A 26,729-nucleotide genomic window follows, 5' to 3' on the forward strand; every position below is an offset into this window, starting at 1 on the left:
GTTTAAAATGACAGGAAGATTAGATGAAGATTTAAAAGATGTAACATTACTAGGGAATCAAAATACAAAATATTTATTTGAATATAGCCCAGAAATATTAGAGGTATTTGATAATAATCATCCAAACCGTGATTATTTTGTAAAATTCAATTGTCCTGAATTTACAAGTTTATGCCCGAAAACAGGACAACCAGATTTTGCAACAATTTATATTAGCTATATTCCAGAGCAAAAAATGGTAGAGAGTAAATCTTTAAAGTTGTATTTATTTAGTTTCCGCAATCATGGTGATTTCCATGAAGATTGCATGAACGTTATTATGAACGATTTAATTAAATTAATGGATCCACGTTATATTGAGGTATGGGGGAAATTCACACCACGTGGTGGCATTTCAATTGATCCATACTGCAACTACGGGCGCCCAGGGACGAAGTATGAACAAATGGCTGATTACCGCATGATGAACCACGATCTATATCCGGAAACAATTGATAATCGTTAATAGAAAGAAAGGGCCTGTATACTATACAGGCCCTTTCTTTCTATTATATTATGCATTTTGATTAATGACAGTATAGTTTTTATGACTTACAACTGTAAGAGGTTCCATATCTAGTTCTCTAAAATTCTTCATAATTGTTATATCAACAATAACAGAGTTTTGATTTACTTTTTGAACACGGCCTTGCATTCCACCTTTAAATTCGATGATATCTCCAGTTTCTGCGATCTGCATAAGCAACTCTCCTTGTTACAGTTTTCCCAAAAAAAGAATAAATTTGGGTTTTTTTATTTCCTCCTATTTTGAACCATATTTCCTACTTTGTAAATGTTTCCAAAGTAAAAATTCGAAAAATATTCACTTTTTGTAAGAAAATATGTAGAAAATCCATGTTTTTTGAAAAAAATAGCAAAAATGCGAGAATCTTTATATCGAGGTATAATGAAAAAGTAGAATAACCTGCTGAAGTGGGAGAAATTAGAGGCGGTAAAATGATGTTTGAATTTGTGGGGAGTGTTATAGCTTTAATTTTATTTTTATTTTCTTATATGCATTTAAAAAAGATTCGTCAATATGATACGAGTACATATTTTGATGGGATGGATGGTATCCATGCTTCGATAACACATGATAGTGGTGGGGAGATGTAAAGGTATATAACTTTATTTTCTTGCGTGGTATGATGTTTAGAACTAGTGCATAATAGAGTTCATAAGTGATGAATGGAGAGTGAAAAGAATGAAGATTTCTTTTATTCGTCATGGTCGCTTAGATTGTACTATAGAACCAATGACGGTTACATCCTTTCATGAATGGATAAAAGGATATGACTTACATACTATAACAGAAAAACAACCTATACCATTGGAAACAAGAGAAGCGGTTGAAGTAGCGAAATTGATTGTAACGAGTGATCAAAAGTGTGCTGTACAGTCAGCAACTGAATTAATGGATTCTTTATGTTTTATACAAAATTCTCTTTTTAGGGAAGCGGCAGTTCCGGCGAGCTTTTATGCGCCAAAATGGTTGAAGTGTAAACTTAACGTATGGATGTGTATTGGACGAGCATTATGGATACTTGGTTACCATAAAAATGTTGAATCTTATAAGGAAGTAAGAGAGAGGGCAAGGCAAGCAGCTTACGTATTACATCGTTATGCTCTCGTACATGGAAGTATTGCTCTTGTAGGTCATAATTATTTTAATTCGATGATTGGAACGGAGCTGAGGGCAATGGGATGGTTTGGTTCGCCTATTTTGCATAGAAAGCCATGGGGATGTACAACATATACGTTTCACGAGGCGATGGATGGAAATATATTAAATACGAATTTAACATAAAAGCACACGATTTATATAAATCGTGTGCTTTCTTTTTAAGATACAGAAATTTTGACGTTTAATGGTTTTACGAGATGAGCATAAGGTTCGCCTACTAGCATAACAATTTCATCTTTTTTATAACCTAACTTTTCGTATAGTGAATAGGCGCGTGTGTTTTCTAAATTAACAAGTAAAGCGATTTTTTCATGCCCTTTTTCAGTTGCATAGATTTCGGCAGCTTCAATTAATTTAGAACCGATACCTTTTCCGCCGTGTGCACTTGAAACTGATAGTGTATCAATGTAATACTCATCAAGCTCAGCTTCTTTTTCTAACGTAATTGATTCATCTTTATGTAATTCTCTTAAGTGATGTACAATTGGTGCGTCAAGCTGTGTTGCTTCACTACCGTGATAAGCGACAATAACTCCAACTGCACTCTCGTCTTGTTCATAGACAAAACAGTTTTCGTAGCTCAGACGGTTATTTTCTTTTGAGAACCATGTCTCAAGTCCTAGTAATACTTCTACTTCATCTGTGCTACCTGTGATTTTTTCAGCAATTTCATGCAGAGCATTATACAATAAAGGAGCTATTGCCATTGCATCTGTCTTTTTTGCTTTCCGAATCATAGTATCCCTCCTAGTTCTATTTGTATATTGTAGCATAGTGGTATGGAACTTTGCATAATTGAATGCCGAAATGTTTGATATAGAGAAGTAGCTATGTTAGTATATGATATTTAGTGGACATATAGTAAAACGATATTGTTTGCGAAATAACGAAAATAAAATCATGACATAACAACGAGATAAAGTGAAACGTTAATCAGTAAGATTTTTTGTTCATTCCACGACTGATTAGTAGTCAACACCAATCGCACTACCTGCAAATAGCGGGATAAATTTACAGTTGTTGACCTATAGAATATACGATAAAATAAAATATTGCAGAGAGGTGAAATACATGGATAAAGAATTAGCAAATACAATTTTAGATCAGCTAAAAAATGGTGAAATAAAGGAGTATGTTGTTACGAAAGATGTATTTTATACGTTCAGAGAAGTTGTTGTAAATAGAGAAGACTTTAAGCATTTCATTGGTAACGCACAGCGAGGCGGGCAAGTGATTTATACATATTCAGAAACGCCACGTTCATAAAGAGGAATTTTGATCAGCAGGGCATCTCTCACTGATTAGTAGCCTTTCACCAATCGGACGTTTAATGCGGGATAAATAAAAGATAAAGGAGAGGGGAATTATGGGCGATTTTAAACAAGGCATTTTACCACATTGGGATTATATGTGGAAAGATAGAGCCGGCAATCGATTTATGGGAATGGTTATGTATCCAGAGAAACGAAAATGTTCAGCAAAAATGCTTCAGAAAATAAAAAGAGCATATGAAGAAGCAGTAGAAATTAAAGTAACTGTACAAGTTCGACATACATATCAGTACGTAGAAGGAATGATTGTATACTTTGATGAAGAGGCTCCGGTATGTACAATGATTGATAAAGATGAAAATCCGCATCATATATTTGTAAAAGATATTTTGCGCATTGAGCACTCTGAATAAACTTTTCATAAATAAATTGAAGTTCCATAATAATAATCTTTTTCTATAATAGTTATCTTTTAGTATGTAACGAGAAACGAAAGTATATGTATAATATATTTAATAAGGTAAATTTGATAAATGTAATCGTTTTTTAGAGCAGATTATAGTTTCATATCTGTTCTTTTTTGCGTGATGCTGGAGAAATATATTTCTTCAGCATCTAACGTTTTATGACAAAATATATTGTTAACTTTTTTAAAAATAAGGTTAAATTCGTTGACAACTTTTTTGAAAAGCACTTTATTGACATGAGTTTTAGAATGTTGTTTCATAGTCATTGTATTGAAAAAAAACGGCTATCATGTCGAAAAGTAAAAGTTAAAAAAAGAAAGAATTTATACATATATCTTGTGTCTTATTTTGAAACGTAATACAATATATAGAGAAATCAAGAACAACATATAGAGAATATAGATTTGAGAGGGAGGGTCGGAAATGTTAGTTGCATATGATTCTATGACAGGAAACGTGAAGCGTTTCATTCACAAATTAAATATGCCGGCCGTTCAAATTGATGAAGATCTAGTAATAGATGAAGACTTTATTCTTATTACGTATACAACAGGTTTTGGCAATGTACCAGAACGTGTTTTAGACTTTTTAGAGCGCAATAATGAAAAATTAAAAGGCGTATCTGCAAGCGGCAATCGTAACTGGGGAGACATGTTCGGTGCAAGTGCTGACAAGATTTCTACTAAATATGAAGTGCCTATTGTATCAAAATTTGAGTTATCTGGAACAAATAACGATGTAGAATATTTTAAGGAAAGGGTGCGGGAGATTGCGACACATTGAACTGAATAATGAAATCACGCAAATGCAGGACGGTTTTTATCAGCTTCATAAAGATAAAGAGGCATTAGAAGTCTTTATGGAAGAAGCTAGAGAGAATACCGTTCCTTTTAATAGCGTGGCAGAGCGAATGGAGTATATGAAAGAACATGATTACTATTACAACGTTCTGGACGAGTATAGCTTGGAGGAAGTAGAGGAAGTATATAACATCGCTTATGGTGAAAACTTCGAGTTCCAATCTTATATGGCAGCATCTAAGTTCTACAAAGATTATGCGTTAAAAACGAATGATCAAAAACAATACTTAGAAAGCTATGAAGATCGTGTAGCAATTGTTTCATTATACTTAGGACGCGGTGATGTTTCGAAGGCAAGACAATTCGCAAGCATGATTGTAAAACAAAACTACCAACCAGCGACACCAACCTTTTTAAATGCGGGAAGAAGCAGAAGAGGAGAAATGGTGTCTTGTTTCTTGTTAGAGATGGACGATAGCTTAAATTCGATCGGCTTTAACATTAATACTGCGATGCAATTATCGAAAATCGGCGGGGGAGTAGCTTTAAACTTATCTAAGCTACGCGCACGCGGTGAGCAAATTAAAGGTATCGACAACGCTGCAAGTGGCGTAGTACCTGTTATGAAATTGCTTGAAGATTCGTTTTCATATGCGAATCAGCTTGGCCAACGAAAAGGTGCCGGTGCAGTATATTTAAACATTTTCCATTGGGATATTATTGAATTCCTGGATTAATTGGTAGTCCCTCTACACAGTAATGTGTATGAGAAAACCTTGTGAACCTAACCAATAGGGTGTCGCATTAGCGGCTAACGGTATCAGTTGAATAAGGGGTAAAAGAAAAAGAACCCGCGAAGAAGCTGACTAAGAGAGCCTACGGTCCATGCAAGTGGATAGCAGGTAATACCGTGCCAAGCTTGAAAGAAATATTACTTGGGTGAAGTGGAATCTTATATTCACCGGAGGCGAGATTCCATGAACTGTGGAATTTATTTGATAATTAATAAGGAAAACAGGAAGTTTTATATTGGTAGTTCTAATAATTTTAAAGTACGATTTAAAACTCATAGAAATCAATTGAATGCTAATCGGCATCATAGTAAACATTTACAAGCAGCCTGGAATTTATATGGTGAGAATAAATTTGAGTTTAAAGGGATAATTGAATTACCAGATGATAAGGACATTCTTCATAAGATAGAGCAAAGTTTATTAAGTCAATATTATGGGAAACAGTATTGCTACAACGGACATCCTATCGCTAGAGGTGGGGCGTTGAGTGGGGAAAAGAACCATATGTATGGGAAAACCCACTCAAAGGAAGTAAAAAAGTTTCTTTCTGAAATTAATACTGGGCCTAATAATTATTGGTATGATAAACCTCAACATATGGAGAATATGAGATCTAAGATTACTAAACGATTTCATGGTAGAAAACATACTGATGAAACAAAAGAAAAAATGTCTAGATCTCGTAAAGGTAAAAAGCATACAAAAGAAACATGTATGAAGATAAGTAAAGCTCAAAAAAATCAATATAATTCAGGTAGAGAAAAACAAAAAAAGCCAATTGTTATAAATGACATTTACTATGAGTCTTTAGCAGAAGCCGGACGAGTGTTTAATGTACCTGCTAATACGATAAAATATAGAGTACTATCCAATAACTTTCCTAATTATCAATACTTTCAAGAAGGTGTAGAGACTATCGAACGCGCGTCATTAGACGAAAGCTAGTAGAGTAGGCTGGAAATAGGTACCAGTCGAAGTGCAAGGCAACCAGTTACAGGTTGATGATATAGTCCAACCTTCATAGAAATATGAAGACGAGTTGACCAAAAAAATAAATGCCGATGAGAAGAGCCGTATTCAGTCTCTATCAATCGGAATTATCGTTCCAAGTAAGTTCTTTGAGCTTGCTGAGAAAAACGAACCTTTCCATGTTTTCGCGCCTTACACGGTGTATAAAGAATACGGAAAGCATTTAGATGACATTGATATCGATGAAATGTACGATGAATTAATGAGCAATCCGAAAGTGAAGAAGAAGCCACTAGATATTAGTGCACGTGATATGCTTATTAAAATCGCTATGATTCAGCTTGAGTCTGGTTACCCATACTTAATGTTTAAATCAAATGCAAATAATCAACATCCATTGAAGGATATTGGAACTGTGAAGATGTCGAACTTATGTACAGAAATCTTCCAGCTTCAAGAAACTTCAGAAATAAATGATTACGGTACAGATGACATTATCCGTCGTGATATTAACTGTAACTTAGGATCGTTAAATATCGTAAACGTAATGGAAAATAAAGAAATTCGTGAAGCAGTTCATGCGGGAATGGAAGCTTTAACAGCTGTTTCTGATATGACGATTATTCCGAATGCACCAACTGTGAAAAAAGCAAATGACGAGCTTCATTCAGTTGGACTTGGAGCAATGAACTTACACGGATATTTAGCAAAAAATAAAATCGCTTATGAAAGTGCAGAAGCGAAAGAATTCGCTCGTACATTCTTTATGATGTTAAATTACTACTCTATTGAGAAAAGTATGGAAATCGCTACAGAAAAAGGCGAGACATTTAAGGACTTCGATAAATCTGATTATGCGAATGGCACATACTTCGAAAAGTATGAAACGACAGATTACAGCCCAGTAACTGAAAAAGTTCAGCAACTATTTGAAGGAATTCATATTCCAACAAAAGAAGATTGGACAAGTTTAAAAGAGCAAGTGCAGAAGAATGGTTTATACAACTCATATCGTCTTGCCATTGCTCCAACACAATCAATCAGTTACGTTCAAAATGCAACTTCAAGCGTAATGCCGATCGTAAGTCAAATCGAATCAAGAACATATGCGAATGCGACAACATATTATCCAATGCCGTATTTATCAAAAGATACGTTCTGGTACTATAAATCTTCTTACGATATGAATCAGTTTAAATTAATTGATTTAATCGCAGAAATTCAAGAACATATTGACCAAGGAATTAGTACAATTCTTTACGTTAATAGTGATATTTCAACACGTGAATTAGCACGTTACTACATCTATGCACATAAAAAAGGCTTAAAGAGTCTGTATTATACGAGAACACGTAAATTAAGCGTGGAAGAGTGTGTGGCTTGTACCGTTTAATATAAAAAGTGAGACATGATGAGCAGGGTTTTCTGAACCCTGCTCATGCTTAGTTATCATATTTAGAGAAGGGGCGATTTAATGCGTGCGGTAAACTGGAACAAAAAAGAAGATGATTTTAGTTTAATGTTTTGGAAGCAAAACATCGCTCAGTTTTGGACAGAAGAAGAAATTGCGGTTTCGTCTGACAAAAATACTTGGGTGCAATTATCGAAAGAAGAGCAAATTGCTTATAAGCGTGTATTAGGTGGTTTAACACTTTTAGATACGAAACAAGGTGGCGAAGGAATGCCACTTGTACTGGTTCATCTTGAAAATTTACAAGCGAAAAGTGTATTAGCTTTCATGGGAGCTATGGAAGAAGTACATGCGAAAAGTTATAGTCACATTTTCACAACATTAGCTACAGAAGAAGAGATTGATGATATTTTTGACTGGGTAGACAATCATCCGTTACTTGAGAAAAAAGCTGGTATTATTACTAGTTACTATCGTCGTTTATTAAAGCCTGAAGTAACAAAAAAAGAGTTATACATGGCAATGGTAGCAAGTGTGTTCTTAGAAAGTTACTTATTCTATAGCGGATTCTTCTATCCACTTTACTTAGCTGGTCAAGGAAAACTAACAGCAAGTGGTGAGATTATCAACTTGATAATTCGTGATGAGTCAATTCACGGCGTATTCGTCGGTATTTTAGCACAACAAATCTTCGCAGAACTTTCTGCAGAAGAGCAACAAGAAGTGCAAAAAGAAACACAAGAGTTATTAATGGAACTATATGAAATTGAAATGGCCTATACAGAAGAAATTTACACTTCTATCGGTCTTGTAGAAGATGTAAATCGTTTCGTTCGTTACAATGCGAATAAAGGGCTTATGAACTTAGGACTTGAGCCGAAGTTTGAAGAAGAAGAAATTAACCCAATCGTTTTAAATGGTTTACGTACAGATACGAAAAACCATGATTTCTTCTCTGTAAAAGGAAATGGTTACGTAAAAGCAACGAACGTTGAAAAGTTAGCTGACGATGACTTCGTGTTTAACTTTTAATATAGGATTATAAAGAAAAACTGTCTTATTCATTGATAAGACAGTTTTTCTTTATAATTTTGTTTACATAACACTATTATTTTTGTATAGCGATTTATATTTGGGAAGTTCTATTCGTTTAACGGATAGAACTTTTTTGTAATTAAATGGGTATTTACAAACTTTTTGTATCGGTGTATTATTTAACTAGTACACTGATACAAAAGGAGGGAAGAAATGAAAATAGAGTTTTCTCCAAATACACCAATTTACATTCAGGTAATGGAATACATAAAAAAAGAGATCGTAACAGGACATTTATTACCTGGTGATAAAATTCCCTCTGTCCGTGAATTAGCGAGTGAATTACAAGTGAATCCAAATACGATTCAGCGTACATTTCAAGAGCTAGAACGGGATGGAGTTGTTGTCACACGTAGAGGAATGGGACGGTATGTAACGAATGAAGGGGAGAAAATTATGGAGCTGCGAAAAGAGATGGCGAAAGAATTACTTCATTCTTTTATAGATGGAATGGACAATTTAGGTTTTTCAGAAGAAGAAATTCTTACAATTCTTCGTTCTTCATTACATGATAAGAGGGAGGAGAGCCAATGACAGAGCTATTGAAAATAGAAAACTTATGGAAGAGATACGGATTAAAAGCAGTGATCCGTGAATTAAACATAGAGATTACGGAAGGGAAAATCGTTGGGCTTGTTGGAGATAACGGGAGCGGGAAAACGACGTTATTGAAAATGATTGCAGGCTTGCAACACCCTTCTGAAGGTAGTATTACAATAGACGGTAAAAAGGTAGGGTTACAGACGAAAGAAATTGTTTCATTTATGTCCGATAAGCCAATCTTTGATGATTGGATGACTGTAAAAGACGCTTTATTTTTCTACCGAGATTTTTATAAAGACTTCGATATTCAAAAAGCGGTAGATACGATTGCAGAATTTAAAATACCGTTAGAAGAAAAAATTACAGCATTGTCAAAAGGTATGGTTGAGAAGCTGCAGATTATTTTAACGTTTTCTCGAAAAGCGAAGCTATATGTACTGGATGAGCCATTGGGCGGGATTGATCTTGTTTCTAGAGAACATGTACTTGAGTTAATACTTAAATTTTATCGTGAAGATTGTACGCTACTTATATCGACTCATTTAATAAGAGAAATCGAAAATATATTCGATGAAGTAATCTTTTTGAAAGATGGAGAAATAATATTGCATGAAAATGTGGAAGAACTACGATTTCAAAAGGGTAAAGCAGTACATGAGCTGTTTAAGGAGGCCTATGAGAAATGAGTCAGCTTTTTCTTTATCTATATAATTGTAATAAGAGAAAGATAGCCATTATTTACTTTGGTTTTATTACAGTTTCATTAATTCTTTTATTTAATATGAAAGGAGTTTCAGGAGTTAGAATTTCAGGTAGGCAAGATATAATTATTATTATATTCTTTATCGTACTAGGTATAAATGGATTTGCAATTCTTTTAACAGGTATATCGTCTTTTCGGAAAATGTTAAAAAACTCTATGCTACGTTATACTTCTATTTCAGCAAAAAAGTATATATGTGCAAATAGTTTATTCTGTGTACTACTCTTTATGATTTTGCTAGGAATAGGAATCATTTTTCTATACTATTTTTCTTTAAATATTTACAATGGAAAAACTAATTTAGGTATTCAGCAAGCAATACACAGTTTATATAATTATGGAATATTACATCATATGTTATCTATTTTCTTATGGGGACTAGATTTTCTTAATATGCTAGTTTCTATTTATTTCATTATAGTAATTGTAAAACTATTAAATGTGAAATCATCTATGAATAAAGTTGCTTGTTTAGTTTTATTCGTCATTTTTACCGCATTTAATGGAGGAATAACGTATATTTTTCAGCAAATAGAAAAGTATGTGTTTGCTATAAATAATATTGGATTTATAGATCAAAATGGTTTTTTAAATACATCATTTTATTCTGGTACAGAGGTTACAATTTTAAATCTATTTTTTAATTGTTTATTAACAATTATATTACTAGTAGTTACAGGTCACATAGTCGATAAAAAACTAGAAGTCTAAAGGAGGAATCACCATTGGGAAACGTAGTAGTAAAGTTAGAGAATGTTCGAAAAAAGATTGGTGGAACGGAAATTATTCGTGGTTTATCATTTGAGGTTCGTGAAGGAGAAGTATACGGATTCCTTGGACCGAACGGTAGCGGTAAGACGACGACGATCCGTATGATGACAGGTCTTATTTCAATGACAGAGGGCGATATTACAATTTGTGGACATAGTATTCGCTCGGAGCGTGAAAAGGCACTAGAGCAAATTGGAGCGATTGTAGAAAATCCTGAACTATATGATTATATGACAGGAATGCAAAACTTAAAGCATTTTGCGAACATGGCCATTACACCAATTAGTAAAGAGCGCATTGCTGAGATTGTAAAGCTTGTTGAATTAGAGCATGCGATTCATAAAAAGGTGAAAACATATTCACTTGGTATGAAACAACGTTTAGGAATTGCACAGGCATTACTTCATCAGCCGAAAATCTTAATTTTAGATGAACCGACAAATGGATTAGATCCAGCTGGTATTCGCCAAATTCGTGATTATTTACAACGTTTAGCGAAAGAAGAGAATATTGCTGTAATCGTATCAAGTCACTTATTGAGTGAAATTGAATTAATGTGTGATCGCGTCGTTATTATTAAACAAGGTGAGTTTGTACAAGAGTACAACTTACATGAAAAAGTGAAACATGATGAGGCAGTCGTTGTAGCGTTTGAAGTAGATAAAGTTCAGAAAGCAAATGAAATCATTAAAGGTAAAGCAAAAGGGAATGTAATTGTAGCATCTGTAACAAAAGACAACATTCCGCAACTTGTAAAAAAACTTGTTCATGCTGATGTGCTTGTATACGGAGTTACTGTTCAAAATAAAACGTTAGAGGATGAGTTCTTAGCGATTACTGGGGGAGTGAAAGCGTAATGTTTAAATTAATTCAAAATGAATTTTTAAAGTTGCATGCGAAAAAAGGTATGTATATTTTAATTGGTGTCATTGCGGCACTCGAAATTTTAGGTACTTTAGCAATGTTGAAGTGGGGAAAAGGTGATGAGTTTAAGGGATCATATTTAGATTATGCAAACTCAGAGATTGGCTTAATTGTTTTATTTACAACGATTTTTGGGATTACACTTGCTGCCCGTACTCTTACTGATGAGTTCCAAAAAGGTACAATTAAACAATTGTTAATCCGTCCAAGAAAAAGACTTGCAGTTTTATTTTCTAAATATATTACAGTGTTATTAGCAATGTTATTTATCGTATTAGCTGGTATGCTAATTGCAATGATTATTGGCGGTATTGTAATGGATGGTAGTAAAACAGAATTAACATTAGGAATCGTTATGAAGTCCACTTTATATCAACTACTTTCACCGTTCTTTTTTGCAACACTTGCATTTTTCCTAGCAAATGTCTTTAGAAAATCTGTATTACCATTAATTATTACGATGTTCCTATTCTTCTTACAAGGTGCAATTAATATGGTATTAATAATGTTTGCAAAAGGTGTAGCGAAGTTTGTAGTATTCAACCATTTGGATTTAAGAGCTTACGATAGTAATAAATTAATCAATGGTGGAATGGAACCAACATTTACAGAATTTACGTTTACAACTTCATTATTACTTGTAGCTGCATACTTTGTTGTGTTACTTGTAGCATCAAGTGCATTATTCCAAAAACGTGACGTATTATAATAAAAGAAATCCCCGCTTGTAAAAACGGGGATTTTTATTACATAAATTTCACTTGGATTGCAACTTGAAGAACAGCGATATGATATTTTAAGAGCTATGTTGTTTGAAAGTAATTGAGAAAAATAGGAAGAGTTTCAACTATATTCATATTATAATGTAGTTATCCGACCATTTACTTTTACTATCTTTGGAGGTGTTCTATATGCACTATGCATTTTCACGTATAAGGCTACGTAGCTTTTTTGGATGGATGATTATAGGGGTGTTCCTTATAATGATACCATTAGGTCTAGCAAATGTTTCTGAGAATACGATGGAGGTTATTTCACAAATAACTGTATTTTTTGTATTTCCATTACTTTGGCTATACGTAAAAACAAATAAAAATAATATTGTATTTAACAGTTTTTTTGATAAGCCAGGACGTTTATCTTGGGGATTAATTGTATTAGCAACGATAATGGGGATGATTTTTTCAGTTGGCATATCTCATATTCAATTTTACATATTAGCACATACGTTACCGAATTTCTTAGTTACTATGCTAGAAGACGGAAATGTTATTAATACGAGTAACGTATATATGACGATATTTACTTTCATTTCAGCATGTGTGTTAGCACCTATTATGGAAGAGGTTATTTTTAGGGGATTTTTCTTACAGCGAATGGCTCATAAATGGGGAATTAAAAAAGCTGTAATTATATCTTCAATTATTTTTGGCCTAGGACATTTTGATGTTATTGGTGCGTTCATGTTTGGTGTCGTTATGTGTCTTTTATACATAAAGACAAAAAATATATGGACGAATATAGCTGTGCACGCTCTAAATAATTTGATTGCAACAAGTATGCAATTTTTCGGTGGAGAAGAAAGTGGTACAATCTCAATTACTGAATTACAAGCGCAAAGTAATTTATGGATTGGTATCGGTCTTACAGTTGTTGGATTACTATGGTTAATTCCGTATGTTTGGAAACAATGGCGTACAGTAAAAGAAGTTGGCGTGCCACCAGTACGTTTTATAAATGAGCAAAAAGTAGTGAATTCATCACAAGAAAATGAAGTGTATAGTCAAGTGATCGTAACCGATAGATTGATGGCCATAGAGTTACCAGATGAGGCTGTAAATAAGCTTCGGTTAGAAGAAAATGATTATGTAACAGTAGCTGTAGAAGAAGATAAAATCGTTATAAAGAAAGCACATAATAGATAATTAAAAAGTAGCTCTTAGGAGCTACTTTTTAATTTGTAATAATTTCTACACGAAAATTATTACCGTTCTTGACATATTTAATATCTGTAACAGTGCGGACTGTCTTTAAAATCTCCACTTTTTCACCAATTCGCGGGATGGTCGGAACATTGTCCCAAATACCAAGCAAGTCATCTAATTGTGCCGTTTTTTCATAAAACCAGATTTTCAATGTAAAGCCCCTTTCTCGAATTTTATGTATTTTAATACATAATATATTATTTTTATTCTTATTGTAAGGGGTTTTTTTATAATTTATGAATAAAAATAAATTAATCTTCTGGGAAGATATGTTCAATATCAGGAGTAAGAGATACTTCTGATAATACGATATGAGAAACTGTCGTTGCATATGAAGAAACATCATTGATAAATTCTTCAAGTTCAACGAGTGAAGGAACAGAAATTTTTACAATGTAGCATAAGCTTCCTGTTACTCGGTAACAAAAACTTGCAGATGGATAAGACTGAATAAACTGTTGCATACGTGTTGTATCACCATTTTTTAAAGTGATTTCTAAAATACAATCTAAAACTAGTCCTGCTTTTTTATAGTCGATATCGATTGTATATTTTTGAATAACGCCTTCACTTTCAAGTTTACGAACACGTTCTGCAGTAGACGGAGCAGATAAGTTTACTCGTTTCGCCAATTCACGCATAGAAAGGCGACTATCATTATATAATTCATTTAAAATTTTTCGATCAACACGGTCTAGTTGCATTTGTAAATATACCTCCAGTAAAATAATGATTTTTGTAAAGGAAAAATATAAATTAAGATTCATATGAAATGTAAAGTGAACGTTATTTATTTTACAATAAAACAGAAGGAAATAGGAGGGGAAATGATGGAGAGAATTTCATTATCAAATGTAGGAGATACAAAGTTTCAAAAGTTATTAGGGCATAATTCGGATATATTACACTCGTGGAGTACGTTAGAAGATACACTGTACAATAAAGGAACTCTTTCAGCAGAGTTGAAGGAGCAAGTGAGAAGAACATTAGCGTATGGGAATGAATGTCCGTACTGTATGGCAAAGGGAAGACCTGATGATGTGCAAAAGGCAGAGGAGATTGGTGTAGCTGTTACTTTTGCGCATACATTTGTTCATGACCGAAAAGCAATAGATGATAATATGTTTCACGTATTAAAACAATATTGGACAGAAAAAGAAATTGTAGAGCTTTGCGCCTATGTTTGCTTTATTACTGCGTCACAACAACTTGGTTTTCTATTTCAATTACAGCCAAATTAAGGGGGAAATGATGACAAATCAAATAGCACTTATCATAATCGATGTACAAAAGGCATTTCAATTACCAGATTGGGGCGAGAGAAATAATATTTTTGCTGAAGAAAACATGAGAATTTTGTTAGAAGAATGGAGAAAAAGGGAACGACCAGTTTTTCATATTCAACATGTAAATAAAGAAAATGCTCAGTCAATGTTTTATGAGAGAGCGGAAACGGTAAACTTTAAAGAAGAAGTGCAACCACTACTTGATGAAGTGGTTATTCAGAAATTCGTTAACAGCGCGTTCATTGGGACAAATTTAGAAGAGCAATTAAGAAAGAACAAATGTAATGCAGCAGTGGTTGTAGGATTAACGACAAATCATTGCGTGGAAACTACGACACGAATGGCAGGGAATTTAGGATTTACAACATATTTAGTGAGTGATGCAACGGCTACGTTTAACCGTAAAGGTTTAGATGGTAAGGAGTATAGTGCAGAGGATATTCACAATATGACACTTGTAAATTTACATGAAGAGTTTGCTACGATTGTGACGACAAAAGAAGTGTTAAAATTATTTCAAGAAAATAATTGCGAATTATGTAGAAAAAAATAAGAATATTTCGTATAATCTAAGTACAATCATTTTGAAAATAGGGGTGGCATCATATGGAGCAAATTTCAGTAAAGAAATTAGAAGAGGTACTTGTTGTAGCAGGGGATGATAAACAGAAGCAAAAGGAATTTTATGAATTGCTCTTATCTACTGAGTTTTATGTTGCTGGTTCACTAGAAGCAGAGGACGGGGCAACAGAAGGAATACTTCGTTTGCGTCATTTCCAAGGAGAAGGTAGATGGATCGTTCCGTTCTTTACACAAATGGAATTTGTAAAAGATGTGTTGCCAGAAGGAACGCCCCTTATTACGATACGTGGGAAAGAGTTATTTGGTAGCATTGAGAAAGATGCTACAGCTGTATTAAATGTTGGCACTGATATAAGTAAAACATTTATTCCAGAAGAAATTGCAGATATCGCATCTGGACGAATTTTTAATTATTATAAGTAAAAGGAAAAGCGTAATCGCTTTTCCTTTTACTTTTTAATTTGAATATGAAGTGGCTATACCAGAAGAAATAGAGACTGTTTTATTATTCGTGTTTATTGTCGCTGTAGCTCCAAGTGGAATACCGATGTTTGGACTTATATGTCCAATTGGTAAATCGAATAGGACAGGTATATGATATGGCGCGAAATATTCATATAATATTGTTTGCAATGATTGAGAGGGCTTTGAAGGAGTGCAGTCGTGACAACTTGTGAAAATAACGCCCCTGCATTCATTAAACTTTCCAGATAAAAGTAGCTGATTTAACATACGGTCAATGCGGTACGGTTCTTCACCAATGTCTTCAAGTAATAAAAGTGTATTGTTCGTAATTATCTCGTAGGGCGAGCCAATTATACTTGTTAACACAGCTAAATTTCCTCCAACTAACGTACTTGTAACTGTACTGTGAGAGCTAGGTACGATACATTCTGATGCAGATAAAATGGTTGAATACGGATGGAATAGCTGATTAAAAGAGGATAAAGATAGGGAATCAATACCTTTTCCTAGTTCTTCAATCATCGGACCATGAAATGTTATAAGCTTTGCATAACGTGAAACAGCAGTATGTAAAGCTGTAATATCGCTATATCCCCAAAAGATTTTTGGATTTTGCCTAATAACTTCATATTGAATGTGAGGAAGAAGACGAGCACTTCCATAACCACCTCGTGCACAAAAAATTGCCTTCACTTCATTATTTGTAAATGCTTCATGTATATCGTCAAGCCGAACTTGATCACTTCCGGCTAAAAATCCATATTTCTCGTAAACACTCTTCCCGATTATTACGGATAACCCCATCTCTTGTAATACATTCACACCTTTTAATACACTTTCGATTGTAGGTGGACCAGATGGTGCAATAATCATTACTGTATCACCTTGTTTTAATGCATTTGGATAAATCATTAAGCTCAGCCTCCTTCTCTTTCAATATATTCGCTTCATATGAAGTTCAACCCTTGCAAAAGCAGGGGAAAGCTTATCAAATAAAGAAGATATAAAGGAAATAGGAGGGGAAATGATGTTTACAAGTCGAGTAACAGACATATTAAAAATTGAGTATCCCGTTGTTCAAGCTGGTATGGCAGGCGCGATTACGACGCCAGAACTTGTTGCAGCAGTAAGTAATAGTGGAGGATTAGGGACGCTTGGAGCCGGCTATATGAGCCCAGAACAAATTCGTGAAGCGATTTATAGAATAAGAGAACTAACAGATAAGCCTTTCGGTGTTAATTTACTTGTAACGAAAGAGATAGAAATAGAAGAAGAGAAGGTAAATGAGGCGAAAGTATTACTAAGCGGAGTGAATAGAGAATTAGGTATAGAAGTAGAAGGAACGTTAAAGCTTCCAAAAAGCTATAAGGAACAATTACAAGTGCTATTAGATGAAAAAGTACCGGTCGTTAGCTTTGCATTTCAAACGTTAGAAAAAGAAGAAATAAATGATTTAAAAAGAAGTGGAATAAAAGTTATCGGAACAGCTACCCATGTGAAGGAAGCGAAAGTACTTGCTGAACTAGGAGTAGATATTATTATTGGGCAAGGTAGCGAAGCAGGAGGGCATAGAGGAACGTTTATTGGGAAAGAACGAGATGCTATGATTGGTACTTTTGCGTTAATACCTCAGTTAGTAGGGGTTATTCCGCATATCCCAATTGTCGCAGCAGGTGGTGTAATGAACGGACAAGGGCTTGTTGCGGCATTGGCACTAGGAGCAGAAGGTGTTCAAATGGGATCAGCCTTTTTAACAAGTGAAGAGAGTATTACGCACGATGTGTATAAAGAAGCGGTTTTACATAGTACAGATACGAGCACAACTGTAACTCGTGCGTTTTCCGGGAAATATGCACGCGGTATTCGGAATGAATTTATAGAAAGACATGAAGGAAAAGAAGAAGGGCTTCCGGTATATCCAGTGCAAAACGTATTAACTTCTAAAATACGCCAAGAGGCAGCGAAGCAAAATAAGGAAGAATATATGTCACTTTGGGCAGGACAGGCAGCATCATTGGCACGAATCGAATCAGCTCAGCATGTAGTGGAGCGAGTTATGAAAGAAGCGGCGAATGCAATCGAGCAATTACAAAATATATACAAAAAGACCACTTGAGTAATTCAAGCGGTCTTTTCGTTAGTTTGCTTTATAAAATTGTTGGATGGCTTCGTCGATGTAAACCCAGCCTTTCCAACCTAAGTGCATATGATCTTTTAAGAAGTATTTATCGTATTCATGATTTGAGAAGTCGGCAATTGGATAACCAGCTTTTTCAATTTGCTCATGAACTTTCTTATAGTATGCTTCGCGGCGTTCTTTCGGGAAGCCAGCGTAGTCGTACCAAGGACCTTTGACAGGAACAGAAATGAAGAGTGGTTTTGCACCAGATTGTTTTAATAAATCAAGTACAATTTGTAAATCTTCATATTCTGGCGATTGGTCATAAGCATCATTTTTTAAGTAACCTTCACGTTGCTTTAATTTTTTCTTAATTTTGCTATTGAAGTAACCATCTTCGATACCATATTCATTAGATCCAGATTCTGCTGCACCTATTTGATCCGCATGTTTACGAGCCTCTTCCCAGTTCATTTGTTTTAATGAAGGATCGAGCTTCTCTTTGTGCGGTTTAATATTAAACATAGCTGTAAATAAATCTTTACGATCTAAAATGTTACGGTAAATATAAGCGAAAGGTTTAGCAGCAAGTGCTTTTACTTTATACTTCGTATCATCATAAGCGATACCTTCAAGCGAAATTTTTAATAAAGTTTCTTTTTTTACAATCTCAAAGTTTAATAAACGCTTTGCAATTTGTTTTTTCATTTCAGGTTTTAAATCATTGTTGAAAATGAAGTGGTAACCTTGTTGTTTTGAAAAGTTAGGTGCAAAGTGCGTTTCGTCAATACCTTGTGGTACAAACCATTGCGGAGAAAGAACGAATACCATTTTCTTATCTTTCAATTGATCCATTGTAGATGCGAAGTTTAATACATGTACAAGGTCTTGTGTTCCGCCGCGTCCAAGAAGGAATGGCGTAAATCCTTCAGGCTTTACTTTAAAATAATTAGATGGATGGAAAGCATCCATACGTGCGAATTCCGATGAACCGTACATCGGAAGATATTTTGGATCTGCTAACATCTTTTGCTGTAAAATCATACTTTGAATTTTTTCTTCTTTTAAAGAAGTAGCAGCTTGTTCTACTTTTTCATCACTTAAAAGTGGAAGTAGGAAGCGCGTTGGAATAAGTAAGAATACAGCAAAAAGGGCCAATGCTAAAAGCATCGGACCAAATTTTGCTTTGTTCATCGGATTTCTTCCAACTTTTTAATAACCATGTTTGGTGTAGCCCACTCGTCACGGTCAAAATCAGAAATAGAAACTTCAATATCTAAACGCTCTTGGAATTCAACTAATAAAGATACTACAGCGAAAGAATCAAGGATACCTTCTTCAAATAATTGAACATCTAAGTTTTCTTTCACAATATCGTTTTCACATACTTCTTCTAAAATATCTAATACTTGCTCTTTGAATTCTGCCATTTTTAAAATCTCCTTTATATCCGAAATATATTATATGTGCAACTTCTTAATGGAATAAGAAGGGTGCATTAAAAGTATCTGTTAAGGTGTCCAGAGAAGATTAGGAAACCGAAACATACAACGTGGAACGTAATTACAATCGCAAGGATGTGTGTAAATTTATTGTTTGGCCAAAACTTATGCTTCTTGTTTTTTCGTTCAAAAATATCGAATAAAATAAACAGTGCGGCATGGTATAGACCATAAATAACATACTGCGCAACAGCGCTTCCTTGGATGTGCCAAATTCCCATAATGAAGAAGTTTAAAAATGCACCGATATACGAAATAGTGTAACGGTTCTTAATTAACTTTTTCTTCGTTGCAAAAAAGACGAAACGCATGTAAATAAAATCACGGAACCAGAATGATAAACTCATGTGCCAGCGGTTCCAGAAGTCTTTAATATTACGACTAAGGAATGGCTTATTGAAGTTTTCTGGCGTTTTAATTCCCATCATATAACTTACACCAATTACAAAAGAGCTATAACCAGCAAAATCAAAGAATAGATATAAGCTATAGCTATACATGTAAATCATATTTGAAAATATTGTATCGTGTTGAGCGAATGCTGGATCCATACAATATTGCTTTATTAAGTAAGCAATAATAAATTTATACAAGAAACCTTGGAAAATACGATTTAGTCCTGTATATAGTAAATTTTGATATTCTTCAGCGCTAGGTGGCTTTTGAATATCTTTTTGGAATCTTCGGTAACGATCGATAGGTCCTGTTGAAATCGCAGGGAAGAATAAAACGAATTCCCAGAAGTTAAAGAAAGAAAGCTCTTTAATTAAACCATCACGAACTTCAAATACCATTTGAACTGCTCTGAATGTTACGTAAGATATACCTAGGAAAACAACAAGTTTTAACTCAGGTAAAAACGATGCAAACGGCGCGATTTTTGCCAAAATAAGAGGCAAAATCGATAAAATAACAGCTATGCAAAATGTGAATGTACTATTATTTTGTTTTCTTAAAATTAAATAGCCTTTAATAAGGACATATTGCCAAATAATAAATGCAGCTAGCATCATTGCTTGCTTTGGTTTATCTGAGAAGATAATAGCAATCATGACTAATGTTAAAACGGCATTATATTTGCGCAACATTTTACCTTTTAATCCAGCTATGATAGTAGGTATTAATAAAATGCCCACTATAGCGAAAAAATAAAATGATCCATATGCGGTCATGCTGTAACCTCACTCAATAATTTTTTGCGATCTACCTTTCCATTTGGTGTCATTGGAATAGAAGATTGATACATGAATTTACGTGGAATCATGTAGTTTGGTAATCGCTCATTGAGTTCTTTTTTGATTGCAGATGTTAATTTGAATTCTTTTTCAAATGAATGTTCTCCAGGAACAACAACCGCTAATAAATAATCGTATTTCTCACCTTTTTTAATTGGAACGATAACTGCTCCTTCTACGTAAGAACACGCACGAAGGTGATGCTCAATTTCTTCTAATTCCATTCGATAACCATGCAGCTTAATTTGGAAATCAAGACGACCATTATAGAATAGAAGACCATTTTTAACATAGCCAGCATCGCCTGTTTTATAGGCGCGCTCACCGTCAATCATAGTAAATGCTTTTTCTGTTAATTCAGGGCTTCCTAAATATCCAACGCTTACGCTTGGACCGACAATTACGATTTCACCTTTTTCACCATCAGGTGCGATCGTGCCATCTTCTTTCATAATAAGAAGGCGACAGTCTGATTTACAATAGCCAACTGGAAGTGATTTGTATTGATCAAGCACTTCTTCTGTAACGTGAATACCTGTTACAGCGACAGTAGCTTCTGTTGGACCATACGTATTCATAATTGTTGCTTTAGGGAAACGTTCAATTAATTTTCTAGCCACTTCATTTGGTAACACTTCGCCGCAGAATAAGAATGTTTTCATGTTCGGTAGCATACTCTCAGAGAAAGATGCTTCCATTAAACACATTTCAGCGAAAGAAGGTGTGGAAGTCCATACTTGAATATCCGATTGCTCTAAAGAAGCAAACAAGTCTTTTGGACGCGCAATCATATCTTTATCGATTGCCCAAAGTGTACCACCTGTTACTAATGATGGGTAAATATCCATTACAGATAAATCGAATGAGAAAGGTGCTTGGTTTAAGAATACTTGCCCTGTTTGTAAGTTGAAATCTTCTACAGCCCATTTTGTAAAGCTAACAAGGCAGTTATAAGTAATCTGAACCCCTTTCGGATTACCTGTGCTTCCTGATGTGTAAATAATGTAGAAATTCTCATCACCTTTTACCGCATGTTCAGGATTTGGAGTGTTCCCTTTATGAGTAAAGAAAATATCTTTTAAGTTGTCTTCACTTACGATGCGAACTGGTAAATCAGTTACAGTTACTGCTGTTGCCGATAAAAGTAATTTCGCACCAGAATTTTCAGCAATACGTTGTACACGATCAGCTGGGATAGATAAATCTACAGGAATGTAAGCATGTCCAGCTTTTACACATCCTAAAAAGTTAATAATCATTTCAGGTTGCATATGGCCATACACCATAATTGGTGAACGATCGTCTGGATACTCAGAAGAAATCCAATGTGCTAACGCATCAGAATCTTCCTTTAATTGTTTGTACGTAATTTTCGCATCTCGCCAAACAAAAGCGGTTTGATCAGGCGTTTCTGCAGCCCACTTTTCAATTTGTTCTAATAACTTCATAACGTTCCCACCCTAGAATTCATTGTAAATAAATGTACTTGTGTTTGTATCATGGAATCCATACAACCAAAGTAATGCAAATAAAATTGCAAGATAATAAACCGTCTTTGCAACCCATTGTGTGAGTGGTCGAGACCATATCTCTTTTAATCTTTCCATGTCTTTCCCTCTCTTAATGAAATAATAGCTCTTTGTAGGTATCATGTCCTACATTATTGTGAAAAAAACAAAATCCCACATTTTAGGTAAAAATAAGTCAAAAGGCTCTTTTCTGATATTAGCACTAAATACTAAAAAAGAAAATCCCTAACTTAGCAATTATATTACATTCAGCATGAATTTGTAATGGGTTTGACATGTAAATAGAAAGTGGATTGTGTGAATACATAAAAGTGGACTATAAGAATACGTAAAAATACAGTGTTTGTTTTTATTAATCATTTAAGACGGAGTAAACTTTTAAATTTCTAGTTCTTTTGAAAAGGAGGAAATTATCATGAATAGAGTGTGGAAGAATCTAATTTCGGAAGAAAATATCGTGAAATGGAGAAGGCATTTCCATAAGTATCCGGAATTATCATTTCATGAAAAAGAAACTTCGCAATTTATATATGATACATTATGCTCATTTTCTTCTTTTGAAGTAACGAGACCGACGAAATATAGTGTACTAGCAATTAAAAGAGGTGTGAAGCAAGGGAAAGTAATTGCGATTCGAGCTGATATAGACGCTTTGCCAATTCAAGAGGAGACAAGTAAATCTTATACATCTGTGAATAAAGGAATGATGCATGCATGTGGGCACGATGCTCACGCAGCTATTTTATTAAGCACAGCAGAGGTGTTATCAAATATAAAGGAAGATTTTGCAGGTGAGATTCGTCTATTCTTTCAGCACGCAGAAGAGGTGTATCCAGGCGGGGGACAAGAAATGGTTGAGGCAGGTGTAATGGACGGTGTTGATTATGTAATAGGTTTACATGTTATGTCAGGACTTGAGAGTGGAAAGATAGGAATTGCATATGGACCGATGATGGCAGCTCCAGACGTATTTACAGTTGAGATTCAAGGCAAAGGAGGACATGCGGCGCGACCAGAAGAAACGATAGATCCTATTGCTATCGGAGCACAGATTATTACAAATCTACAACATATCGTATCAAGAAATACAAGTGCTTTTATGCAAAGGGTTGTTTCAGTTACACAATTTCATGGGGGAACGGCTGACAATATTATTCCTAGTACAGCAACTTTAATGGGAACTGTTCGTTCATTTAATCAAGCATTGAGGGTGGAAGCAGAAGGGAAAATCGAGAAAATTGTGAAAGGAATTACAGAAGCACATGGAGGATCGTATACATATACGTATCGATATGGATATGATCCGGTTATTAATGATGAATATATTACGAAAATAGTAGAAGAAAGTGCACTACATTTGTTTGGGAATGAGCGTGTTGTGAAGCTTGAACCTTCTATGGGTGGAGAAGATTTTTCAGCATATTTAAGAAAAGCACCTGGTTGTTTCATTAAATTAGGAACAGGTAATGAAAATATATATACTTGTTATCCACATCATCATCCGAAATTTGACTTGGATGAATCAGCATTAATTTGTGGAGTGGAGCTATTTTTAGAGACGACTATAAGATTACTAAAATCATAGAAAAACAAAAAAAGGCAACTGCACTCTATTGCAGTTGCTTTTATTTCTTTCCGTCAGAGAGGGCTGAGAAAGAACTATGCTCATTCATAGTATATGAATAGCTAACGGACAAGCTTGTACATTTTAATCATTTTTTTAAAAATAGTTATTGACATTGATAATCAATGTCAATTAATCTAAATATAGTTGGAATTGATAATTATTATCAATAGGATGGATGCGACATGTTAATGAGAAAGAATTTTCACCTTCTGCGGAGGGGATTAAAAGATAAAAATAAAGATGTTGATCAGCATATGGAATGGCAAAGAAATGTAATTCGGTCTGAATATGTAGATGAGAAGAAGAGCATTCAAACAGAAAAAGAGATACAAAGTAAAGGGAGAGGTTCAGTTGAGTAAGTTAGTAATGATTTTTGCAAGTATGAGTGGAAATACAGAGGAAATGGCTGACCATATTGCCGGCGTAATTCGTGAAACAGAAAATGAAATTGAAGTTATTGATATTATGGATTCACCAGAAGCTTCTATATTAGAACAGTATGATGGAATTATTTTAGGTGCATACACTTGGGGAGATGGCGATCTTCCTGATGATTTCTTAGATTTTTATGATGCAATGGATTCTATTGATTTAACTGGGAAAAAAGCGGCAGTATTCGGATCATGTGATTCGGCTTATCCGAAATACGGAGTGGCAGTTGACATTTTAATAGAAAAGCTACAAGAGCGCGGGGCAGCAGTTGTGTTAGAAGGACTAAAAGTAGAATTAACGCCAGAAGATGAAGATGTAGAAAAATGTTTACAGTTTGGAGCTGAATTTGTAAAACACCTTTCTTAATGGCAGAAGGGAGATGAAGAGCAAGTGCATGAGAAAATCTCAATCAAAACGATGACAGATTATCATTTGTATGATTTTATGCGTTGTCCGCATAAATTTTATTTTCGTCACATAAAAAGAAGAGAACCTTCTTCATTTGAATGGCAACAAATAGCACAAATGATTGTCAATCAAATTATTAACGAGTATTACACGCTACCTGCGGGTCAACAAACGAAAATTGTACTTTTAATATTAATAGAAAAGTATTGGAAAAAAGTAAGGATTAATATGTTTGCTTCGAAGACGGAGTACTATATTGTATTAGCGAAGCTAACGGATCACTTATTACAGTTCGTTGAAAAGGATGATAGTCAGACACCACCATTGTTTTTATACGAGAAGTTTCAAACATATATGGAAGAGTTAGGTGTCCACATGTCATTGACATTTGAAGTTGGTGAGTGGAGTGCTGAGTCGTTTGTAATTAAAAAGTATGTTGTCGATGCAGATGAGGAAATGCTTGCTCTTTGTCAGAAGCTAATGACAGTATTCAGTTATAAAGCTTTCGGAGTTCTTCCAGGAAAAATTGAAGTTATTAATTTAATAGAAGGAACTAAGTATGAGTACATTCCGAAACAGGAAGATATTATAACTGGAATGGCTGATTTATCTAGAATGAAAGAAATGTTAGAGCAACCTGAGCATTATACAGAGCGTCATTTTCGTTCTGAGTGTATAAGTTGTGCGTTTCGTAGTGAATGCCAAGGGGAAGAAGTAAAGACAGAAGCGAAACAGAAGAAAAATATAGTTCATTAAAGGATGCAACTTTGCATCCTTTTTTGTTATTGACATGAAAAGCTTTTCATCATTTACGGTATATTTGTAGCAGATTTTAATAAAGTGAAACTTTAATCAGTGGGGGTTTTGTCAATCACCCACTGATTATCAGCCCTCATTAATCGGGCTACCCACAAATAGCAGAATAAAGGGAGGAATAATCAATGAAAGATGAAACAAAAGTATTTCAATGGTTAAAAGAACAAAATGCTCCTTTTGAAATTCAACTGCAAATTTTACAGGCGTTTCAATTGTATAAAGTTATTGTTGAAATGGATAAAAAGTTAATGATGTATGAGGAGAGAGTATATAGGGAGAGAATGTAATCTCATCCCTGTAATATCGTTTTTAGCTGTTCTGTGCCTGTAATGAATTCGAGTTCATTCTCTGACTCAAAGTTATAAATAATATTATGTAGTAAAGGACTGTATTGATAAAAGGTAGTAATACGATGAATGAGTAATGGATCATGATGAGAAATAAGTGTACTGTACTGTTCATATACAGATGTAGTAAACTCATTTCCGAAATCATAATATAGTCCTGCAAAATCAAAAGCAGGATCGCCAATTTGCGCATCACCAAAATCGATAACACCTGAAATGCGTTTGTTCTGCTTGTTAAATAAAATGTGATGATGTGTAAAATCAGCGTGAATGATTGTATTTTGAAATTTAGATGTAGTTAGACAGGCAAAGAAATTCTCGAATAAACGATTTAAGGCTGATTTCTGGAACGAAGTAAGATTGTTAGTAACATACTGATTTAATTTAGTTTGTAGCTCTTTCCAGTAGGTAAGTGTTTTTTCAATAGGGAATCCTAACGCTGTAACACTTTTTAGAGGAATACTATGTAGAGCAGCAAGGAAAGTTGCTAATTGTGTAATAAGTGCTTTTCGTTCTTGTTTTTCTAGTGTAGTAACTATTTCTGTTTTTAAAGGTTCACCATGAATGAGAGTATAGTAACTACAAAGCGGAATAGCATCAGTCTCCTTTTTATAGAATAGGTGATACTTTGGAACTTTAATTTCATGTAGTGAACAAGAGAGAATTGCGCATAGTTCTTTTTCTAACGGAATTCGCATCGCATATTCCTGTTTTCGCGGGAAACGAAACAGTAGCTCATCATTTACTATAACTGCTACATTATCCCATCCTTCTTCATTTTGTTTATATGAATGTATAGAAAGATTAGGCAAAGCTTCTTTTATATAATGTTTGTAAGAGTCCATAATTGTTCCTCGTTTCTGAG

General features: G+C 34.4%; 34 protein-coding genes and 2 pseudogenes. 25 read left to right on the forward strand and 11 right to left on the reverse strand.

The genetic code is table 11. The features are described from left to right. Positions 1–7: 7 nt before the first annotated feature. On the forward strand, positions 8–505 hold the full coding sequence (gene queF, locus ACTL4X_RS06875; RefSeq protein WP_001986050.1) for a preQ(1) synthase: 498 nt from the start codon (positions 8–10) through the stop codon (positions 503–505). A gap of 48 nt (positions 506–553) precedes the next feature. On the opposite strand, the gene ACTL4X_RS06880 is transcribed toward queF, so the two are convergent. Beyond that, positions 554–739, reverse strand: coding sequence for a YkvS family protein (locus ACTL4X_RS06880; protein WP_001165082.1), 186 nt, complete (start codon positions 737–739; stop codon positions 554–556). 233 nt (positions 740–972) lie between these two features. On the opposite strand from ACTL4X_RS06880, the gene ACTL4X_RS06885 reads away from it, so the two are divergent. Both ACTL4X_RS06885 and ACTL4X_RS06890 read left to right on the forward strand, forming a co-directional pair. Further along, a complete protein-coding gene (locus ACTL4X_RS06885) occupies positions 973–1,155 on the forward strand; it encodes a hypothetical protein (RefSeq protein WP_002004691.1) in 183 nt (60 codons plus the stop codon). Between the two features lie 88 nt (positions 1,156–1,243). After that, positions 1,244–1,846 (forward strand): histidine phosphatase family protein, encoded by a 603-nt coding sequence (locus ACTL4X_RS06890; protein ID WP_078405020.1) that lies wholly within the window; start codon positions 1,244–1,246, stop codon positions 1,844–1,846. A gap of 35 nt (positions 1,847–1,881) precedes the next feature. Here ACTL4X_RS06890 and ACTL4X_RS06895 read toward each other — a convergent pair whose 3' ends face one another. Next, the gene (locus tag ACTL4X_RS06895) at positions 1,882–2,460 is read right to left on the reverse strand and encodes a GNAT family N-acetyltransferase (protein WP_000619545.1); all 579 of its coding nucleotides are present in this window, start codon (positions 2,458–2,460) and stop codon (positions 1,882–1,884) included. A gap of 334 nt (positions 2,461–2,794) precedes the next feature. On the opposite strand from ACTL4X_RS06895, the gene ACTL4X_RS06900 reads away from it, so the two are divergent. The 13 genes and pseudogenes from ACTL4X_RS06900 to ACTL4X_RS06960 all read left to right on the forward strand — a co-directional run bounded on the left by ACTL4X_RS06900 (position 2,795) and on the right by ACTL4X_RS06960 (position 13,456). Continuing rightward, complete coding sequence (locus ACTL4X_RS06900; RefSeq protein WP_000356684.1) at positions 2,795–2,989, forward strand: hypothetical protein; 195 nt, start codon at positions 2,795–2,797, stop codon at positions 2,987–2,989. 100 nt (positions 2,990–3,089) lie between these two features. Continuing rightward, positions 3,090–3,407, forward strand: a complete 318-nt coding sequence (locus ACTL4X_RS06905; RefSeq protein WP_000502205.1) for a hypothetical protein — start codon at positions 3,090–3,092, stop codon at positions 3,405–3,407. Positions 3,408–3,884: 477 nt separating this feature from the next. Next, positions 3,885–4,244 (forward strand): class Ib ribonucleoside-diphosphate reductase assembly flavoprotein NrdI, encoded by a 360-nt coding sequence (gene nrdI / locus ACTL4X_RS06910; protein ID WP_000959447.1) that lies wholly within the window; start codon positions 3,885–3,887, stop codon positions 4,242–4,244. After that, positions 4,231–4,995, forward strand: a pseudogene (locus ACTL4X_RS06915) (ribonucleotide reductase N-terminal alpha domain-containing protein); the annotation flags it as partial. The gene nrdI and the pseudogene ACTL4X_RS06915, both read left to right, overlap by 14 nt. 243 nt (positions 4,996–5,238) lie before the next feature. Continuing rightward, on the forward strand, positions 5,239–6,000 hold the full coding sequence (locus ACTL4X_RS06920) for a group I intron GIY-YIG endonuclease (RefSeq protein WP_000995587.1): 762 nt from the start codon (positions 5,239–5,241) through the stop codon (positions 5,998–6,000). Between the two features lie 97 nt (positions 6,001–6,097). Continuing rightward, positions 6,098–7,417, forward strand: a pseudogene (locus ACTL4X_RS06925) (ribonucleoside-diphosphate reductase subunit alpha); the annotation flags it as partial. An 81-nt stretch (positions 7,418–7,498) separates the two neighbouring features. Then, positions 7,499–8,467, forward strand: a complete 969-nt coding sequence (gene nrdF, locus ACTL4X_RS06930) for a class 1b ribonucleoside-diphosphate reductase subunit beta (RefSeq protein ID WP_001203029.1) — start codon at positions 7,499–7,501, stop codon at positions 8,465–8,467. Positions 8,468–8,683: 216 nt separating this feature from the next. After that, positions 8,684–9,064, forward strand: a complete 381-nt coding sequence (locus ACTL4X_RS06935; RefSeq protein WP_000687512.1) for a GntR family transcriptional regulator — start codon at positions 8,684–8,686, stop codon at positions 9,062–9,064. Beyond that, positions 9,061–9,759 (forward strand): ABC transporter ATP-binding protein, encoded by a 699-nt coding sequence (locus ACTL4X_RS06940; RefSeq protein WP_000137738.1) that lies wholly within the window; start codon positions 9,061–9,063, stop codon positions 9,757–9,759. The genes ACTL4X_RS06935 and ACTL4X_RS06940 overlap by 4 nt, the downstream gene beginning before the upstream one ends. Beyond that, complete coding sequence (locus ACTL4X_RS06945; RefSeq protein WP_000080432.1) at positions 9,756–10,547, forward strand: ABC transporter permease; 792 nt, start codon at positions 9,756–9,758, stop codon at positions 10,545–10,547. Before ACTL4X_RS06940 ends, ACTL4X_RS06945 begins: the two co-directional genes overlap by 4 nt. A 14-nt stretch (positions 10,548–10,561) precedes the next feature. Beyond that, positions 10,562–11,464, forward strand: a complete 903-nt coding sequence (locus ACTL4X_RS06950; RefSeq protein WP_000528791.1) for an ABC transporter ATP-binding protein — start codon at positions 10,562–10,564, stop codon at positions 11,462–11,464. After that, positions 11,464–12,240, forward strand: coding sequence for an ABC transporter permease (locus ACTL4X_RS06955; RefSeq protein WP_000475427.1), 777 nt, complete (start codon positions 11,464–11,466; stop codon positions 12,238–12,240). The genes ACTL4X_RS06950 and ACTL4X_RS06955 overlap by 1 nt, the downstream gene beginning before the upstream one ends. Before the next feature lie 202 nt (positions 12,241–12,442). Further along, complete coding sequence (locus tag ACTL4X_RS06960) at positions 12,443–13,456, forward strand: CPBP family intramembrane glutamic endopeptidase (protein WP_000558807.1); 1,014 nt, start codon at positions 12,443–12,445, stop codon at positions 13,454–13,456. Between the two features lie 28 nt (positions 13,457–13,484). Here ACTL4X_RS06960 and ACTL4X_RS06965 read toward each other — a convergent pair whose 3' ends face one another. Both ACTL4X_RS06965 and ACTL4X_RS06970 read right to left on the reverse strand, forming a co-directional pair. After that, positions 13,485–13,667, reverse strand: a complete 183-nt coding sequence (locus tag ACTL4X_RS06965; protein ID WP_000707107.1) for a DUF3913 family protein — start codon at positions 13,665–13,667, stop codon at positions 13,485–13,487. A gap of 100 nt (positions 13,668–13,767) precedes the next feature. Further along, on the reverse strand, positions 13,768–14,220 hold the full coding sequence (locus ACTL4X_RS06970; protein WP_001175498.1) for an Lrp/AsnC family transcriptional regulator: 453 nt from the start codon (positions 14,218–14,220) through the stop codon (positions 13,768–13,770). Between the two features lie 126 nt (positions 14,221–14,346). On the opposite strand from ACTL4X_RS06970, the gene ACTL4X_RS06975 reads away from it, so the two are divergent. The 3 genes from ACTL4X_RS06975 to ACTL4X_RS06985 are packed head-to-tail and all read left to right on the forward strand — an operon-like array spanning position 14,347 to position 15,807. Next, entirely contained in the window at positions 14,347–14,757 is a 411-nt protein-coding gene (locus ACTL4X_RS06975; protein WP_000439755.1) for a carboxymuconolactone decarboxylase family protein, read from the forward strand. Positions 14,758–14,767: 10 nt separating this feature from the next. Continuing rightward, complete coding sequence (locus ACTL4X_RS06980; RefSeq protein WP_000184426.1) at positions 14,768–15,355, forward strand: cysteine hydrolase family protein; 588 nt, start codon at positions 14,768–14,770, stop codon at positions 15,353–15,355. 53 nt (positions 15,356–15,408) lie between these two features. Beyond that, positions 15,409–15,807 (forward strand): SseB family protein, encoded by a 399-nt coding sequence (locus ACTL4X_RS06985; RefSeq protein ID WP_000435265.1) that lies wholly within the window; start codon positions 15,409–15,411, stop codon positions 15,805–15,807. A 33-nt stretch (positions 15,808–15,840) separates the two neighbouring features. On the opposite strand, the gene ACTL4X_RS06990 is transcribed toward ACTL4X_RS06985, so the two are convergent. Next, on the reverse strand, positions 15,841–16,761 hold the full coding sequence (locus ACTL4X_RS06990; protein ID WP_000640079.1) for a S66 peptidase family protein: 921 nt from the start codon (positions 16,759–16,761) through the stop codon (positions 15,841–15,843). Positions 16,762–16,876: 115 nt separating this feature from the next. Here ACTL4X_RS06990 and ACTL4X_RS06995 point away from each other — a divergent pair, with 115 nt between their 5' ends. After that, positions 16,877–17,965 (forward strand): NAD(P)H-dependent flavin oxidoreductase, encoded by a 1,089-nt coding sequence (locus tag ACTL4X_RS06995; protein ID WP_000495279.1) that lies wholly within the window; start codon positions 16,877–16,879, stop codon positions 17,963–17,965. A gap of 21 nt (positions 17,966–17,986) precedes the next feature. Here ACTL4X_RS06995 and dltD read toward each other — a convergent pair whose 3' ends face one another. From dltD to ACTL4X_RS07020, 5 genes are all read right to left on the reverse strand, one after another. After that, positions 17,987–19,162, reverse strand: a complete 1,176-nt coding sequence (gene dltD, locus ACTL4X_RS07000) for a D-alanyl-lipoteichoic acid biosynthesis protein DltD (RefSeq protein WP_001030267.1) — start codon at positions 19,160–19,162, stop codon at positions 17,987–17,989. Beyond that, complete coding sequence (gene dltC, locus ACTL4X_RS07005; RefSeq protein WP_000807310.1) at positions 19,159–19,398, reverse strand: D-alanine--poly(phosphoribitol) ligase subunit DltC; 240 nt, start codon at positions 19,396–19,398, stop codon at positions 19,159–19,161. Before dltC ends, dltD begins: the two co-directional genes overlap by 4 nt. Positions 19,399–19,466: 68 nt before the next feature. Continuing rightward, complete coding sequence (dltB, locus tag ACTL4X_RS07010; RefSeq protein WP_000127933.1) at positions 19,467–20,642, reverse strand: D-alanyl-lipoteichoic acid biosynthesis protein DltB; 1,176 nt, start codon at positions 20,640–20,642, stop codon at positions 19,467–19,469. Continuing rightward, positions 20,639–22,153, reverse strand: coding sequence for a D-alanine--poly(phosphoribitol) ligase subunit DltA (gene dltA / locus ACTL4X_RS07015; RefSeq protein ID WP_000770506.1), 1,515 nt, complete (start codon positions 22,151–22,153; stop codon positions 20,639–20,641). The genes dltB and dltA overlap by 4 nt, the downstream gene beginning before the upstream one ends. A 12-nt stretch (positions 22,154–22,165) precedes the next feature. After that, on the reverse strand, positions 22,166–22,312 hold the full coding sequence (locus ACTL4X_RS07020; protein ID WP_000440293.1) for a teichoic acid D-Ala incorporation-associated protein DltX: 147 nt from the start codon (positions 22,310–22,312) through the stop codon (positions 22,166–22,168). Positions 22,313–22,649: 337 nt separating this feature from the next. On the opposite strand from ACTL4X_RS07020, the gene amaA reads away from it, so the two are divergent. From amaA to ACTL4X_RS07045, 5 genes are all read left to right on the forward strand, one after another. Continuing rightward, on the forward strand, positions 22,650–23,819 hold the full coding sequence (gene amaA, locus ACTL4X_RS07025; RefSeq protein ID WP_001082783.1) for an N-acyl-aliphatic-L-amino acid amidohydrolase: 1,170 nt from the start codon (positions 22,650–22,652) through the stop codon (positions 23,817–23,819). 224 nt (positions 23,820–24,043) lie between these two features. Further along, on the forward strand, positions 24,044–24,220 hold the full coding sequence (locus ACTL4X_RS07030) for a hypothetical protein (RefSeq protein ID WP_000929023.1): 177 nt from the start codon (positions 24,044–24,046) through the stop codon (positions 24,218–24,220). Next, a complete protein-coding gene (locus ACTL4X_RS07035) occupies positions 24,213–24,659 on the forward strand; it encodes a flavodoxin (RefSeq protein WP_000041153.1) in 447 nt (148 codons plus the stop codon). The genes ACTL4X_RS07030 and ACTL4X_RS07035 overlap by 8 nt, the downstream gene beginning before the upstream one ends. Before the next feature lie 24 nt (positions 24,660–24,683). After that, positions 24,684–25,457: a hypothetical protein gene (locus ACTL4X_RS07040; protein ID WP_000544574.1), complete on the forward strand. Its 774-nt coding sequence runs from the start codon at positions 24,684–24,686 to the stop codon at positions 25,455–25,457. Positions 25,458–25,642: 185 nt separating this feature from the next. After that, positions 25,643–25,804, forward strand: a complete 162-nt coding sequence (locus tag ACTL4X_RS07045; RefSeq protein WP_000651086.1) for a hypothetical protein — start codon at positions 25,643–25,645, stop codon at positions 25,802–25,804. A gap of 2 nt (positions 25,805–25,806) precedes the next feature. Here the strand turns inward: ACTL4X_RS07045 and ACTL4X_RS07050 are convergent, their stop codons facing one another. After that, positions 25,807–26,709, reverse strand: coding sequence for an aminoglycoside phosphotransferase family protein (locus tag ACTL4X_RS07050; protein WP_000378978.1), 903 nt, complete (start codon positions 26,707–26,709; stop codon positions 25,807–25,809). Positions 26,710–26,729 lie beyond the last annotated feature (20 nt).

The sequence above is a fragment of the Bacillus sp. RE35 genome, from assembly GCF_052146655.1.
GTDB classification, from domain to species: Bacteria; Bacillota; Bacilli; order Bacillales; family Bacillaceae_G; genus Bacillus_A; species Bacillus_A cereus.

Coding starts and splice junctions, on each gene's coding strand:
- queF (WP_001986050.1), top strand. CDS start 8: ATGACAGGAAGATTAGATGAAGATTTAAAAGATGTAACATTACTAGGG.
- ACTL4X_RS06880 (WP_001165082.1), bottom strand. CDS start 739: ATGCAGATCGCAGAAACTGGAGATATCATCGAATTTAAAGGTGGAATG.
- ACTL4X_RS06890 (WP_078405020.1), top strand. CDS start 1,244: ATGAAGATTTCTTTTATTCGTCATGGTCGCTTAGATTGTACTATAGAA.
- ACTL4X_RS06895 (WP_000619545.1), bottom strand. CDS start 2,460: ATGATTCGGAAAGCAAAAAAGACAGATGCAATGGCAATAGCTCCTTTA.
- ACTL4X_RS06900 (WP_000356684.1), top strand. CDS start 2,795: ATGGATAAAGAATTAGCAAATACAATTTTAGATCAGCTAAAAAATGGT.
- ACTL4X_RS06905 (WP_000502205.1), top strand. CDS start 3,090: ATGGGCGATTTTAAACAAGGCATTTTACCACATTGGGATTATATGTGG.
- nrdI (WP_000959447.1), top strand. CDS start 3,885: ATGTTAGTTGCATATGATTCTATGACAGGAAACGTGAAGCGTTTCATT.
- ACTL4X_RS06920 (WP_000995587.1), top strand. CDS start 5,239: ATGAACTGTGGAATTTATTTGATAATTAATAAGGAAAACAGGAAGTTT.
- nrdF (WP_001203029.1), top strand. CDS start 7,499: ATGCGTGCGGTAAACTGGAACAAAAAAGAAGATGATTTTAGTTTAATG.
- ACTL4X_RS06935 (WP_000687512.1), top strand. CDS start 8,684: ATGAAAATAGAGTTTTCTCCAAATACACCAATTTACATTCAGGTAATG.
- ACTL4X_RS06940 (WP_000137738.1), top strand. CDS start 9,061: ATGACAGAGCTATTGAAAATAGAAAACTTATGGAAGAGATACGGATTA.
- ACTL4X_RS06945 (WP_000080432.1), top strand. CDS start 9,756: ATGAGTCAGCTTTTTCTTTATCTATATAATTGTAATAAGAGAAAGATA.
- ACTL4X_RS06955 (WP_000475427.1), top strand. CDS start 11,464: ATGTTTAAATTAATTCAAAATGAATTTTTAAAGTTGCATGCGAAAAAA.
- ACTL4X_RS06960 (WP_000558807.1), top strand. CDS start 12,443: ATGCACTATGCATTTTCACGTATAAGGCTACGTAGCTTTTTTGGATGG.
- ACTL4X_RS06970 (WP_001175498.1), bottom strand. CDS start 14,220: ATGCAACTAGACCGTGTTGATCGAAAAATTTTAAATGAATTATATAAT.
- ACTL4X_RS06975 (WP_000439755.1), top strand. CDS start 14,347: ATGGAGAGAATTTCATTATCAAATGTAGGAGATACAAAGTTTCAAAAG.
- ACTL4X_RS06980 (WP_000184426.1), top strand. CDS start 14,768: ATGACAAATCAAATAGCACTTATCATAATCGATGTACAAAAGGCATTT.
- ACTL4X_RS06985 (WP_000435265.1), top strand. CDS start 15,409: ATGGAGCAAATTTCAGTAAAGAAATTAGAAGAGGTACTTGTTGTAGCA.
- ACTL4X_RS06990 (WP_000640079.1), bottom strand. CDS start 16,761: ATGATTTATCCAAATGCATTAAAACAAGGTGATACAGTAATGATTATT.
- ACTL4X_RS06995 (WP_000495279.1), top strand. CDS start 16,877: ATGTTTACAAGTCGAGTAACAGACATATTAAAAATTGAGTATCCCGTT.
- dltD (WP_001030267.1), bottom strand. CDS start 19,162: ATGAACAAAGCAAAATTTGGTCCGATGCTTTTAGCATTGGCCCTTTTT.
- dltC (WP_000807310.1), bottom strand. CDS start 19,398: ATGGCAGAATTCAAAGAGCAAGTATTAGATATTTTAGAAGAAGTATGT.
- dltB (WP_000127933.1), bottom strand. CDS start 20,642: ATGACCGCATATGGATCATTTTATTTTTTCGCTATAGTGGGCATTTTA.
- dltA (WP_000770506.1), bottom strand. CDS start 22,153: ATGAAGTTATTAGAACAAATTGAAAAGTGGGCTGCAGAAACGCCTGAT.
- ACTL4X_RS07020 (WP_000440293.1), bottom strand. CDS start 22,312: ATGGAAAGATTAAAAGAGATATGGTCTCGACCACTCACACAATGGGTT.
- amaA (WP_001082783.1), top strand. CDS start 22,650: ATGAATAGAGTGTGGAAGAATCTAATTTCGGAAGAAAATATCGTGAAA.
- ACTL4X_RS07030 (WP_000929023.1), top strand. CDS start 24,044: ATGTTAATGAGAAAGAATTTTCACCTTCTGCGGAGGGGATTAAAAGAT.
- ACTL4X_RS07045 (WP_000651086.1), top strand. CDS start 25,643: ATGAAAGATGAAACAAAAGTATTTCAATGGTTAAAAGAACAAAATGCT.
- ACTL4X_RS07050 (WP_000378978.1), bottom strand. CDS start 26,709: ATGGACTCTTACAAACATTATATAAAAGAAGCTTTGCCTAATCTTTCT.